Below are 13447 nucleotides of genomic sequence, written 5' to 3'. Positions count from 1 at the left end.
TCCGGAGGGATTTTTTTTGCCTGCGTCGCCCGCAATGCTCGGCCGCCCCCGCGTCCCGGCTGCGCACGCACTGCATGCGCGGCGCATTCATACCAGTCCCGTGGCCACGGACGCGCCGCCTCCCCTACAATGGCCTCACCACCACCTGCGGAGCCACGCATGCCGATCAAGCCCGAACACCTTGCGGAACTGATGCGCGAAGTCGAACAGGATGACCCGATCGACTTTGCCGACCTGCCCTTTGCCGAGGACGACCTGCGCCAGCTGGTGGCGAGCCATCTGTGCGAGATGGCCGCGGCGATGGAAAACTTCAGCACCGAAGACCGCCTGATGACGCTGCTCGCGGTGTCGGCCAAGCTGGTGCTGGAGAACCTGGTGCTGCATGTGCAATTGCTGCGCCGTCATGGCCTGCCGGTCGGCGACAACGTCGAGGCCCTGCTGAGCCGCCTGCGCAAGGGCGAGTCCGAATAAGCCTCTTTTTTTCCCGTTCTGCCGTCCATACGCACGCGCCGCCTGGCCTGGCCGAGCGTGCGCGGCCGTACGCCGCTTCGTTCCGAGGAGAAATCGCGCTTACGCAACACGATTCCCATTGTGCGGGATACAAGCCATTCCTTGAGGTATTATTAATAGTTAGGAAACTCGTCGACCGGCTTCCGGACGGCGTCAGCACACACCTTGAGGAACCCATGTCCCGTAAAGTCTCCAAGATCAAACTCACCACCGCCGTCGTGACGAGCGCGTTGCTGCTCGCCGGTCTGGGTGGCTGCAGCCGCGACGAATCGACCGCCACCCTGCTCGCCGAAGCCAAGCAGTACCAGCAGAAAGGCGACCAGAAGGCCGCCCTCATCCAGCTGAAGAACGCGGTCGCGAAGAGCCCCGAAGATGTCGAAGCGCGCATGGCGCTCGGCACCCTGTATGTCGAGACCGGCGACCCGGTGTCGGCCGAAAAGGAATTGCGCAAGGCCGCCAGCCTGGGCGGCGCCGCCGAGCGCGTGCTGCCGGAGCTGGCGCGCGCCCTGCAGATGCAAGGCAAGTTCAAGGAAGCGCTCGACGAACTCAAGCCCGAGCTGGTCGCCAAGTCGGCGCCGCTGCTGGCCTTGCGCGGCGACGCCCTGCTGGCGCAGAACCAGCAGGCCGACGCCAAGAAAGCGTATGAGGCAGCGCTGGCGCTGCAGCCGAACAGCGGCGCGGCACTGACCGGCCTGGCGCGCCACGCGCTGGTGAACCGCGACGGCGAAGCCGCCGAGCGCTACGCCGTCGAGGCGACCACCAAGGATGCGAACAACCCCGAAGTCTGGATGTTCCGCGGCGGCATGCTGCGCGCCACCGGCAAGGCGGACGAGGCCGTGCAAGCCTTCGACAAGGTGCTGGCGCTGCGTCCGCAGGACCGCAATGCCAACGTCGAGAAGGCGTATATCCGCATCGAGCAGGGCAAGTACGCCGAAGCGCGTGCCGAGATCGAAGCCGGCCGCAAGGCCGCGCCGAACAGCCTGAGCGTGCTCCACGCGCAGGCGCTGGTCGACTACACCGAGGGCAAGTATCCGGAAGCGCGCGAATCGCTGCAGAAGATCCTCAAGAGCGCGCCGGAACACCTGCCGAGCATCCTGCTGTCGGGCGCGGTCGAACTGAACCTGGGTGCGAACGGCCAGGCCGAAGCCTACCTGCGCAAATACCTGGCGGCCGACCCGAACAATCTGTATGCGCGCAAGCTGCTGGCCCAGGCCCTGCTCAAGGGCTCGCAGCCGGGCGACGCGGTCGCCGCGCTGGCCCCGGCCCTGGACAACACGAACGACCCGCAGCTGCTGGCGCTGGCCGGTGAGTCCTACATGCAGGCGCGCGACTTCGGCAAGGCCACGGCGCTGTTCGAGAAGGCCGCCAAGCTGGCGCCGGACGCCGCCGTAGTACACACCTCGCTCGGCCTGTCGCGCCTGAGCCAGGGCGACAACGCCAGGGCCATCGACGAACTCGAACGCGCCGCCGAACTCGATCCGAAATCCCCGCGCGCGCTGACCGCGCTGGTGCAGGCCGAACTCGGCCTGAAGCACTACGACAAGGCCCTGGCCGCCGTCGCCAAGCTCGAACAGGCGCAGCCGGACAATCCGCAGACCCAGAACCTGAAGGCTTCGGTGCACCTGGCCAAGGGCGACGTGCCGGCCGCGCGCGCCGCCTTCGAGAAGGCGCTGCAGCTGCAGCCGACCTTCTTCCCGGCCGCCGCCAACCTGGCCCAGCTCGACCTGCGCGAACAGAAGCCCGACGCCGCCCGCAAGCGTTTCGAAGCGCTGCTGGAAAAGGACAAGAAGAACTTCGGCGCAATGGCCGCGCTGGCCGACCTGGCCATGCTGCAGCAGAAGCCGGACGAAGCGACGACCTGGCTGGAAAAGGCCCAGGCCGAGAACCCGGATGCGATCCCGGCCGTGTTGAAACTGGGCAGCCACTACCTCGGCACGAAGCAGGAGCAGAAGGCGCTGACGCTGGCGCGCAAGTTCCAGGCCTCGAACCCGAGCAACCCCGACCTGCTCGACCTGCTCGGCCAGGCCCAGCTGGCCAATGACGATGCGCAAGGCGCCCTCGACAGCTACAGCAAGCTGGTCAACGTGCTGCCGAAATCGGCGCTGGCGCAAATGCGCCTGGCCAGCGCCCACGTCAAGCTGAAGAACGACAGCGCCGCCGCCGATGCGCTCAAGCGCGCGGTCTCACTGCAGCCTGACCTGCTGCAGGCGCGCGTGGCCCAGGTCGAACTGGCGATGCGCCGCGGCCGCCATGACGAGGCGCTGGCGATGGCGCGCGACCTGCAGCAGAAGACCCCGGGTTCGCCGGTCGGCTTCCTGCTCGAGGGCGACCTGCAGCAGGCGCTGAAGAAACCGGAACTGGCCGTGGCCGCCTACGACAAGGCGCTCGCAATCACCAAGTCGGGCGCGATCCTGATGCGCAGCGCCGAGACGCTGCGCAAGATGGGCAAGACCAGGGAAGCGCAGCAGCGCATCGCGGCCTGGGCCAAGCAGAACCCGGAAGACGCGACGGTCCAGATGTACCTGGCCGAGTCGCACATGGCCGAGAAGCAGTACAAGCCGGCCATCGCCATCCTCGAGGCCCTGGTCAAGCGCAACCCGAACAACGGCGCGGCGCTGAACAACCTGGCCTGGGCCTACCAGCAGGAAAAGGATCCGCGCGCACTGGCGACCGCCGAACAGGCCTACAAGATCGCGGCGAACAATGCGTCGGTCATGGACACGCTGGGCTGGATGCTGATTGAACAGGGCAATGTCGAACGCGGCCTGCCTTTGCTGCAAAAAGCGGTCGGCACCAATCCGAATGCGCCGGAAATCCGTTATCACCTGGCGGTCGGCCTGCATAAATCGGGCGACAAGAAAGGAGCACGCAAGGAACTGGAAACCCTGCTCGCCCAGAACAAGCCATTCGCCCAGCTGGACGAAGCGCGTTCGTTGCTAAAAACCCTATAACGCTCTACTATTTGAGCGAATAAAAACCGAGAGGACCGCGCTTTTTCCGGCACCGGATGGAGCGCGGCATTGGGCCAGAACGGGGCCTCGCCGCAGCAGCGGCGGCGCCGTAAAACGAAGGTGTCCGCGATGACAAATTCCGAAGATGTGAAGGAAAACGGGGAAGTTTCCGTCGAAATTCTATCGAACGCTCATGTTTCCGAGGATCGCGATAATATGGCGAACTCAGGATTAGAGGATGTTATCGTGAACCAAGATTCATATGGAATCCGGCTTACCGATACGGCGAAAGGACGCAATTCGGCCAGCATGCTGGTCAACAAAATGTACGCCTGGCGCGGCTACGCGGGGACGCACCAGTTCACGGACGATCCCAACCGCATCACCCTCACCGCCACCGACAAGGGCGATGTGGTGGGCACGCTGACGCTGGGGATCGACTCGCCGATCGGCCTGATGGCCGACCAGATTTTCAAGGAAGAACTCGACGTGTACCGTGGCCGGGGCGCCAAGCTGTGTGAATTCACCAAGCTGGCATTCGATCCGACGGTACGCTCGAAAACCTCGCTGGCCAACCTGTTTCACCTGGCCGTGATTTATGCGCGCGATATCCACGACTGCACCGATATCGTCATCGAAGTCAATCCGCGCCACCGGCGCTTTTACGAGCACATGCTCGGTTTCGAACGCGTCGGCGACCTGAAGACCAATCCGCGCGTGAATGCGCCGGCTTACCTCCTGCGTATCAGCCTCGAATATGTAACGGAGCAGATCAAGAATCTCGGCGGCACCTGGAGCACGAATACCAACGAGCGTTCCTTCTATCCGTATTTCTTCTCGCCACGCGAGGAACAGGGCATTATCAACCGTTTGCGCCGTATCGACGAACAGCAGGTCGCGTAATTCCATCCATTCGGGCGCCATGGGCGCCCATTCTTCCTCCCGCCGTATTCTTTTTCCGCACATGAGCACTCCTTTCCCCTACGAGCAGGCGTTTTCCCGAAATATTGGCTGGGTCACGAAGGAGGAGCAGGCAAGATTGCGGCAAAAGCGTGTCGCGATCGCAGGCGGCGGCGGGGTCGGCGGCGTGCACGCAATGACCCTGGCGCGCCTGGGCGTGACGAAATTCCACATCGCCGACTTCGACATTTTCGACGTCCCCAACTTCAACCGCCAGGTCGGCGCCATGGTCTCGACCCTGGGCCAGCCGAAGGCCGAGGTGATCCGCCGCATGCTGCTCGACGTGAATCCCGAGTGCGAGGTCGTGGTCTTCGGCGAAGGCATCAATGCCGGCAACCTGGACGCCTTCCTGCAGGGCGTCGACATGTACGTCGACGCCCTCGATTTCTTCGCCTTCGACATCCGCCAGCAGACCTTCGCCCTGTGCGCCAGGCTCGGCATTCCCGCCAGCACGGTGGCGCCGCTGGGCATGGGCGCGGCCCTGCTGAACTTCATGCCGGGGAGAATGACTTTCGAGGAATACTTCCAGTGGGGAGACCTGCCGGAAACCGACAAGGCGGTGCATTTCGTGGTCGGCCTGGCGCCGGCCGGCCTGCACCGGCCCTACCTGGTAGTGCCGGAAGCGGTCAATTTCGTCGAGCGGCGCGGTCCCTCGACCATCATGGCCTGCCAGCTGTGCGCCGGCGTGATGGGCACCGAGGCGCTCAAGATCCTGCTCGGGCGCGGCAAGGTGCTGGCCGCGCCCTGGGGCGTGCAGTTCGACGCCTACCGCAACAAGCTGGTGCGCACCTGGCGCCCGGGCGGCAACAAAAATCCCCTGCACCGCCTGATGATCTCGATCGGCAAGAAGCAGCTGGCCAAGGACCTGGCAGCCGCCGGAGTAAAGCAATGAGCACGACCGTTGAAAAAATCCTCGACCTGGCGCGCTGGGCGCCCAGCGGCGACAACATGCAGACCTGGCGCTTCGAGATCGCGGCGCCCGACCACCTGGTGGTGCACGCCTACGATACGCGCGACCACTGCGTCTACGACCTCGACGGCCATCCGAGCCAGATCGCCTTCGGAACGCTGCTCGAAACCATCGCGATCGCCGCCAGCGCCCACGGCCTGCGCGCCGAGATCACGCGCCGTCCGGCCGGACGCGAGACCCATCCGGAATTCGACGTGCGCTTCCATGCGGACCCGGCACTGAAACCGAGTCCGCTGCTGGCGGCGATCGAGGAACGCCGTGTGCAACGCCGCCCGATGAAGACCACGCCGCTCAGCGCCGAGCACAAGCGCCTGCTGGAAGCGACGGTGGCGCCCGACTACACCCTGTCCTGGCTCGAGAGCCGCGAACAGAAGTGGCAGGCGGCCCGGCTGATGTACAACAACGCCAAGCTGCGCCTGACGATGCCGGAAGCTTTTGAAACCCACCGCAGCATCATCGACTGGGAGAACCGCGTCGAAAGCCCGGACAAAGTGCCGGCCAACGCGCTCGGGGTCGACGCCATGACCTTGCATCTCATGAAATGGGCAATGGTCAGCTGGCGCCGCATGTCGACCGTAAACACGCTGATGGGCACCTGGGCGCCGCGACTGCAGATGGACCTGGCGCCCGGCATGGCCTGCGCCGCCCACTTCGTATTGAAAGCGAAACGCCAACCGGAATCGATCGACGACTACGTGGCCGCCGGCCGCAGCCTGCAGCGCTTCTGGCTGACGATGACGACGCTCGGCTTGTACATGCAGCCGGAAATGACGCCGCTGATCTTCTCCAAGTATGCGCGCGAGCGCACGCGCTTCACGTCCAACGCGCGCCTGGAACAGGCCGCGCGCGACCTCCAGCGCCAGACCGAGGCCTTGATCTTCGACGGCGCCGGGCATCCGGTCTACATGGGACGAATGGGCTATGGGCCGCGCCCGACCTCGCGCTCGGTGCGCCGTCCGGTGGCGGAACTCATGAAGCGTTGAACCGATCAGTTCAGTCGCAAAAGAAACGGCAAGCAATGCTTGCCGTTTTTTTATCCCTGCCACTGATCCCAGCTTGTGCAATGCCGCACCAGCGAAGAAGCGAAAAGGGAAGCGGAAAAGAAAAAGAGCGGGCAAGCCCGCTCTTTCTCATGCGCTAAAGCCCGAATCAGGCCTTCTTGGCGCGCTTGCGTGCAGCGACGCCGGCGCCCAGCATGGCGATGCCGAACAGTGCCAGCGAGCCCGGCTCTGGAACTTCAGCCAGCTTGAACTGACCGTTGTTCGAGACGAAGAAGTACTGGCCTGGAGCGTTGGCGTAAGCTTCGCCGTTGCAGCCGGCGCCGCCGAAGCCGGCGAACTGGCAGGCCACTTCGCTCACCAGGCGGTTGGTCGGCTCGCCGACGGTGTTGGCGTTGGTGAAGGCGAACGACAGGATCGATTCCATCGACAGGTCTTCACCGTTGGCGTTGAAGAAGTAGCCAGCTTCCAGCATGCCCGGCATTGCCTTGGCGTTGACGGTCACCTGGCCGTTGTTGACCGGCGAGCCGCTTGCATCGACGAGGCCACCGCCGCCAGCCAGCACGTTGAACTCGGCGATCAGGTTGCCCAGGTTGGCGCCGTAGTAGCCTTCGGTGCCGGCGTACTGGCCGTCGGTCGGGTTCTGGTACATGCGGATGGTGCCGCCGGTGAACGAGAAGGCGCCGCTGAAGTTACCGGTACCGAAAGCTTCGAAGGTCGCGGTGATGTTGCCGCCAGCGAAGTTTTGCGGGAACAGCATGCCGTTCGAGTCGGCTTGGACGATGTTGAACACAGCGTGCTCACGGAACGAGAAGCTGGTGCCGCCGGTCGGGGTCAGCTCGATGAACGCGTTGCCGTTGACGTCCAGGTATTCGTTGATGACCTGACCGCTTTCGTAGCCACCGCCGGTCGGGTTGAACACCCAGTCATTCAGGACCGGGCCGGCGTGAGCGGCACCAGCCATCGACATTGCTACAGCTGCTGCGCAGGTCAGTTTCTTCAGAAATTTCATGATTGGTATCCTCGTTCTGTGGTTGATCGGTTTTTGGCAAACACACCCATCTATTAGCAATGGTCGTGCCAGCTCTTGTGTTTCTTTTGAAATCAACCACTTAGCACAAGGTGTTAAACTTCCCCCAACAATTGTGTAAAGTATATCGACATACATTTCTTTTTAGAAAATGTCAATAGGCATTGTTACTTTTTTTGATGCAATTTGTTGTTGAGCTGGTCGATGATTTCGCTGGCCGCACCGACGATCTGGGGCGCCTCGAAACCTGCCTTGACTAGTTCCTTGAAGAAGGATCGCGCCAAAATGCGCGCCACCTCTTCCGGATTGCGGTAGGCGGTACGCCCTGCCTCCTCGGTCTCGTGGGCCAGGGCTAGCTGGGCAAAGCGCGAATCGAGCAGCTTCTGCAACTGCACCACCTGGATGCTCTTGCCGATGAACAGGCAGATCACCTCGAGCAACACCAGGTCGTCCCGCACAAACGTGCTGCCGGCAACATTCACGATACCGACGATGCGTCCTTCGATGCGGATCGGGGCCGACATCAGGCTGCGGCCGGCCATGCGCGGCCGGCGCGCCAGCAGGGCATAGGCCGAGTTGCCGATGTCCTCGACCAGCAGCGCCTCGCCGCTGGCCAATACCTGGCCGCTGATGCCTTCGCCGCGACCGATGTCGGCCGCCAGCACGGCCTCGGGCAGGTCGCCGGTGCGCGCGTGCACGCGCAGGCGCAGGTCTTCGCCGCTGCCGCCGCTGAGCAGCATGATCGAGCAGCTGTCCGCTTCCAGCATGTGGGCGCATTGCTGGGCCTGGCCTTGTAAACTGTCTTCCAGGCTACCGCTGGACAGGAAATGCTGCAGGTCGTGCAGGCGCATCAGGCCGTGGTCCGCTTTCATGTGTCACCTCGTCGTCGACGGTTGCGTCCCGACGGCGGCGCCGCTAGCGTGCCGGCTCGGCCTTCGGGGACAGGAATGCCTTGTGAAACAGATGCCGCGACAGCATCAGCGGCGGCATGCGCAGCCAGTTGCCGCGGATGTAGAGCGCACCGCGGGCGGCGCCGTCGAACGCATCGGCGCAGCTTGGGTGCGGCGGCAGCAGCGCGCGCCCGAACAGCGCGTCCATCAGCATCAGCAAAGGCGCGCTCGGCGCCCCATTGCTGGTGCTTCTTGCTTCCTCCAGCACCGCCTGCGGCACCGGGGTGCCGAGCAGGCCGGTGCAGTAGCGCAGCGCATAAAAGAGCGGACGCGCCAGCTGCAGTTCCCGGGCGCGCGCCGGCAGCGTCGCCCAGAAGCCGGGTTGAGCGCCGAAATGACGCAGCAGGCGGTGCAGGTCAAACAGGTCGCGCAGGCCATGATGGTACTCGCCTTCGGAAAACAGGTGAGCCGCACTGTGCAGCACCATGTCGCAGGGCGCCAGTGTATACAGGCCGTCCGCGCCGGGAATCGGACGCGCACTCGCGCGCAGGCGCGCCGGGTCAGGGCGCACCGCCGCCGTTTCCGGCAGGATCGCGTGGTGGACGTCGATCACGCTGCTGCGCCGCATGTGCTGCAGCGGCGGCAGCTCGTGCATCCATTCGCGGTAGTAGCGCTGGTCGTACTCGTCGTGGTGGGTGCCGGCCCAGCCGTGCAGCATCAGGACGCTTTCGACATCGGCCAGGCGCTCCTTCGGCACCAGGATGTCGATGTCGGAGAACAGGCGGCCGGCGGCGGCGGGAAGACCGGCGGCCGCGTAGGCCGTGCCCTTGAGCAGGATCAGCGGCAGGCCAGTCGTGGCCAGCGCGCGCCGCACCTGCCGCAGCTCGAAGCGCACCGCGCGCAGGTGGCGTTCCCATACCGTGCGCTCCCAACCCAGGCGGCGCCGTGCGCGCGCCGGCAAGGCCGCCAGCACCCCGTGCTCCTCGGCCAGCAGGCCAAGGGTGGCGCCGAGATTGGCGGCGCTGGCCTGGCGCAGCAGCAGATCCCAGTCGCGCTCGCTGAAAGCGGCCATCGCGGCCGGTTCGCGCAGCGCGCGCAACAGCAGCGGCGCCTTCACGCGCCCTGCTCCAGCAGGCGCTCGAAGACGGCGACGGCGTCGTCCAGCACGCCATAGCTGAAGTCGAAGGTGCGCACCTGTTCCACCAGGCGCGCCACGGCCTGGAAACCGGCCTCGCCGAGCAGGCTATAGTTAAAGGCGTTCTCGGCCAGGCGCAGGTGGGCGCGTGCGCGCGGCACCTCGCACAGCGTGGCCGGCGCGCCGGCGCGCCACTGCGGAAACACGATCCAGGCCGGGATCGCCGGATCCAGCGCGCGCGCGACGCTCTCGCCGGACGCGCGCATGTGGGCCACGGTGCCCTTGATGGTGTCGGCCACCGGGCGCGTGAACGCGGCCGCGGGAGCAAAGTCGCGGATGATGCCGATCGAAGCGTTCTTCAGGCTCACCGGGCGCGGCAGCGGATCGATCCGCCCGTCGTCGAGCCGCACCAGGGTCAGTTCGTCGGACAGCAGGCGCCAGCCGCGGTTGACCAGGGCCGCACACAGGGTGCTCTTGCCGGAACCGGGCGGCGCGGGCAGGATCGCCGCGCACCCGCCCTTCTCGATCACGGCCGCGTGGATCACCAGCCAGGAATGGGCCTGGCTCGACACGCACCAGTTCATCGCCCATTCGAACATGGGGAAAGTCTGGTCCAGGGGCAGCGGCTGGAACGGCATCATGCCGTCGTAGTGGAAGTGGACCTGGGGCCGGACCAGGCGGCGCAGGCCGCGCGAACCGGACAGGCGCACGTGGAAGTCGGCCAGCGTGCCCTCTTCCAGCACCGGATAGTCGGCGTACATGGCGGCAAGGGCATCGGCCAGCGGCGCCAGCGCGCTTTTCACGCAGGTCACGAAAGGACCGGTCTGCAGGCGCAGGCCAGGTCCGCGCAGGCGCGCGCCGAGTTCACGGCGGCCGAGACTGGCAACGGTCAGCATGGCACCGCCTCGATCAGGTTCAGGGCAGCGAGGCTGGCCAGCAGCTCGTCGAGCTCAGCGAGGGTGTCGGGGTCGGGGTCGAGCGAATCGGCGCCGCCGCCCGCCAGGGAACTGGCGGACTGAGGCGCCTCGCCGAGCGTCTGCAGCAGGCCGAGGGTGAGCTCGTCCAGCAGGTGGGTGTCGCCCGAGAGGTCATTGAAGAGCACGCATTCGCCGCCGTGGCAGCGGTGCACCAGGCGCTGCCCGGGGGCCAGGCGCCAGATTGGCGAACTACGCATGCGTCACGAAGGGCCGCCCATCCTAGCGGAAGGTGGTCTCGAGGTAGCCGGCGATCTCGGCGCCGGTCCAGGGGGTGGCGCTGCCGGTCGGCTTGTAGCCGCCGGTCAGGGTGAACTCGTCCCACATGGCGACGACCTTGTCTTCCGGCAGCACGCTCGGGATGCCGGCGCGGGCCGAGGAGCGCGCATTGAGCAGCGCAGTGACGATCTGCATCGCCACATTGTTGCGATCGATCTCCTTGACCTCCTTCGCCTCCTTCGGACGGGCAATGACCTGCATCAGGGTGTAGCTTGCCAGGCCAACATAATCGCCGCGCGCCGCCAGCACATCCCCGAACTTGGTATCCGGACTGGTGCCGGCACTCGCTATCCAGGCGCTTTCATGGTTCTTCCAATAGCCGTGCGAGCGGTTGTTGGTGCACGAATTCTGCGGATTATGGCTGGCGGTCTTGATCGACATGAAACCGGACGGCGTCGCGCAGGTGAGAACTTGCTCCGCTGCCATGCCGGGCTGGCTGTGCAGGGTCAGGATGACACCGGCCGCACCAACGCCGGCACGCGTGAAGCGGCGCCGCGCCGCGCCGCGGGCGTCGAGCTGCGGCACATCGTGGGGCCCATGTGCCTGGGGCGGATTCACACTGTGGTCTGCTTGATGTTCCATATCGACGTTTTCCTGATTCATCGAAAGTATGCCATAGCCGCGTCCGGTGACGCGCCTCGTTTACCGTTGAAGCAAGCCCCATACCAGCGGAGTGAAATTGACCAAATGCAACAATGAATCAAGTACTTAGCCTGACGAGGCAACGGCAAGGACCAAAACACAACGACGCCAGCAGGGCGTCGTTGTAAGAAAACCCGACAATCAATCAGGTCAACAGAAGCGAATCAGAAGAAGCTTTCCGGGATCACCAGGATGTCGCCCGGGCGCATCGGCATGTTGGCCGAGATATCGCCTTCCTTGATCAGGTCATCCAGGCGCACGTTCAGCTTTTCCTGGCGGCCGTCGATGGTGCGGATGATGCTGGCTTTGTTACCCGATGCGAATTCGGTGACGCCACCGACGGCGATCAGCACATCCATCAGCGACATGTCGCGGCGGTAGGCCAGCGCTTGCGGCTTGGCGGCCTGGCCGATCACGCGGATCTGCTCGCCGTAATTGCCCACGAAGCCGGTGACCACGACGGTCACGACCGGCTGCTGGATGAACTTGGCCAGCGCCTTTTCGATGTCGCGCGCCAGTTCGGTCGAGGTCTTGCCGGCAGCGGGCAGGTCTTCGACGAGCGGGGTCGTGATCTTGCCGTCCGGGCGCACCGGCACCGACATCGACACCTCCGGGTTACGCCAGACGATGATGTTGACGGCATCGCCCGGTCCGATCAGGTAGTCGGCCGGTGCGGCCTGGGCCATCGCGGCGGCCGAAGGCGCCGGCGGCTTGCTTGCGCAGCCGGCCAGGGCCAGGCCACAGGCGGCGACCAGCGCCAGTTTCGTCAGATTCGTCATGATCTTGCTCACGTCAATTCCTTTCCCGGCATGCAGCGACCGACAGCGCCCCGCTGTTATGAATGCCACAAAATTGTTATTTAGCCATCAAACCGGCGTATTGTATCGTAATCGTGCTTTTGAAAAAGGCGTGCACGATTGAAATACTTTTCTTTTTTTACTTCCGTTGCAGGAGTTCGTGTACGTACTGCGCCGGTACCGCGTAGGTGATGCCGCTGGGGGCGGAGATCGCTGTTTCCTTCAGTCCCTTGACGAACACCATATTAATAACAGCCAGCACCTCGCCTGTATCAGGGTTGTAGACCGGGCTGCCGCTGTTGCCCGGGTAGGCCGTGCCGTCGAGCTGGAAGATGCTGAAAGGCGCACGGCGCAGCTGGGCAATGGCACGCGCGTCGATTCGTCGCGAACTCAGCGAGGGCATGACGATCGGCGTGATGGCCGACAGCGTGGCGCGGTGGGTCACATGGTTCAGGCCCAGCACCATGCCAAGCGGGAAGCCGGTGAACGCCAGCGCCTGCCCTTCGGCGGCGGCGCGCGAGTCACCCAGCGCCAGCACCGGCAGCGGCGGGCCGCCCTCCAGGCGCAGGTGAGCCAGGTCGTGCTCGCGGTCCAGCGCGACCAACTGGGCCGGGCGGAAACTGAATTCCTGGCCGCTGCCGACCACTACACCGAGCTGCTCCATCTTGGCGCCGTCGAGCCGGTCCGGCACCACATGGGCATTCGTGACGATGCTCAGACCGTCGCCGACGGCGAAGCCAGTGCCCGTAAACATCACCGCAGGACTGCGTGTCTTGAGGAAGGTGCCGACCCCGACTACCGAAGGCTTGACCGCGGCGATCGTGCGCACCAGGCCGTCGGCACGCGCCGGCGCGAATGGCAGGACCAGCGTGCCGGCCAGGCCCAGCAACATGGTGCCGAGCATGCGGCGGCGCGTCCGTACAGCCCTTGCCGGGCTTGCAATTTCATTATTTCGAATAGGAATCAATCGTGCAGACCCTTTTGTATTTTAAACATTACAATACATCAGCTTGATGTTGAGCAAAGCGACCCATAGGACTTTTCCCGGAACTTTCACGGTTGAACTAGTGCAACATTTGCAGCCCGCTGAAGTTTGCTTGACGACAATAATACAGTGTCAGGCACCCCTAAACCGGTTTTTTATGCGTTGCAGATAGGAATTTGTGTTGTAAGCGATGCCACTTGGCGCGTTTATTAGCACGCTTTTCCGACACGCAATTGCAATTGCACAAACAACAAGCGATGATGCGGGTTCTTTGTTTTGATTGTTGTGCCTGGCGCGCTTGCGTCGGGTATTCATGGCGAGACTGA

Annotated in this window: 13 protein-coding genes; 5 read left to right on the top strand and 8 right to left on the bottom strand. The window is 64.4% G+C overall.

Annotated features, from left to right (window positions below; translation table 11 throughout):
• The first annotated feature begins 159 nt into the window (after nt 1-159).
• From ACSUZJ_RS01980 to ACSUZJ_RS01960, 5 genes are all read left to right on the top strand, one after another.
• Entirely contained in the window at nt 160-471 is a 312-nt protein-coding gene (locus tag ACSUZJ_RS01980; protein WP_499412826.1) for a hypothetical protein, read from the top strand.
• A gap of 215 nt (nt 472-686) precedes the next feature.
• Nucleotides 687-3461, top strand: coding sequence for an XrtA/PEP-CTERM system TPR-repeat protein PrsT (gene prsT, locus ACSUZJ_RS01975; RefSeq protein WP_499412824.1), 2775 nt, complete (start codon nt 687-689; stop codon nt 3459-3461).
• 246 nt (nt 3462-3707) lie between these two features.
• Entirely contained in the window at nt 3708-4364 is a 657-nt protein-coding gene (locus ACSUZJ_RS01970) for an N-acyl amino acid synthase FeeM domain-containing protein (protein ID WP_499412822.1), read from the top strand.
• 19 nt (nt 4365-4383) lie between these two features.
• Nucleotides 4384-5313, top strand: a complete 930-nt coding sequence (locus ACSUZJ_RS01965; protein ID WP_499412820.1) for a ThiF family adenylyltransferase — start codon at nt 4384-4386, stop codon at nt 5311-5313.
• Nucleotides 5310-6374, top strand: a complete 1065-nt coding sequence (locus tag ACSUZJ_RS01960; protein ID WP_499412818.1) for a nitroreductase family protein — start codon at nt 5310-5312, stop codon at nt 6372-6374. The genes ACSUZJ_RS01965 and ACSUZJ_RS01960 overlap by 4 nt, the downstream gene beginning before the upstream one ends.
• 166 nt (nt 6375-6540) lie before the next feature.
• On the opposite strand, the gene pepA is transcribed toward ACSUZJ_RS01960, so the two are convergent.
• From pepA to ACSUZJ_RS01920, 8 genes are all read right to left on the bottom strand, one after another.
• On the bottom strand, nt 6541-7401 hold the full coding sequence (pepA, locus tag ACSUZJ_RS01955; RefSeq protein WP_499412816.1) for a flocculation-associated PEP-CTERM protein PepA: 861 nt from the start codon (nt 7399-7401) through the stop codon (nt 6541-6543).
• Between the two features lie 185 nt (nt 7402-7586).
• Nucleotides 7587-8291 carry a GAF domain-containing protein gene (locus ACSUZJ_RS01950; RefSeq protein WP_499412814.1) on the bottom strand — a complete coding sequence of 235 codons (705 nt, stop codon included), beginning with the start codon at nt 8289-8291 and terminating at the stop codon, nt 7587-7589.
• A 43-nt stretch (nt 8292-8334) separates the two neighbouring features.
• Nucleotides 8335-9426 (bottom strand): nucleotidyltransferase domain-containing protein, encoded by a 1092-nt coding sequence (locus ACSUZJ_RS01945; protein WP_499412812.1) that lies wholly within the window; start codon nt 9424-9426, stop codon nt 8335-8337.
• Entirely contained in the window at nt 9423-10340 is a 918-nt protein-coding gene (locus tag ACSUZJ_RS01940) for an HprK-related kinase A (protein WP_499412810.1), read from the bottom strand. Before ACSUZJ_RS01940 ends, ACSUZJ_RS01945 begins: the two co-directional genes overlap by 4 nt.
• Nucleotides 10334-10618, bottom strand: a complete 285-nt coding sequence (locus tag ACSUZJ_RS01935) for an HPr-rel-A system PqqD family peptide chaperone (RefSeq protein WP_499412808.1) — start codon at nt 10616-10618, stop codon at nt 10334-10336. The genes ACSUZJ_RS01940 and ACSUZJ_RS01935 overlap by 7 nt, the downstream gene beginning before the upstream one ends.
• A 22-nt stretch (nt 10619-10640) precedes the next feature.
• A complete protein-coding gene (locus tag ACSUZJ_RS01930; RefSeq protein ID WP_499412806.1) occupies nt 10641-11279 on the bottom strand; it encodes a hypothetical protein in 639 nt (212 codons plus the stop codon).
• A 224-nt stretch (nt 11280-11503) separates the two neighbouring features.
• Nucleotides 11504-12118, bottom strand: coding sequence for an XrtA/PEP-CTERM system exopolysaccharide export protein (locus ACSUZJ_RS01925; protein WP_499416673.1), 615 nt, complete (start codon nt 12116-12118; stop codon nt 11504-11506).
• Nucleotides 12119-12275: 157 nt separating this feature from the next.
• Complete coding sequence (locus ACSUZJ_RS01920) at nt 12276-13040, bottom strand: S1 family peptidase (RefSeq protein ID WP_499412804.1); 765 nt, start codon at nt 13038-13040, stop codon at nt 12276-12278.
• Nucleotides 13041-13447 lie beyond the last annotated feature (407 nt).

This window comes from Telluria sp. B2, assembly GCF_051789535.1.
In the GTDB taxonomy this organism is placed as follows: Bacteria; Pseudomonadota; Gammaproteobacteria; order Burkholderiales; family Burkholderiaceae_D; genus Telluria.
The sequence above is the reverse complement of the archived record's forward strand: the minus strand, read 5'-3'. Positions and strand labels throughout refer to the sequence as shown.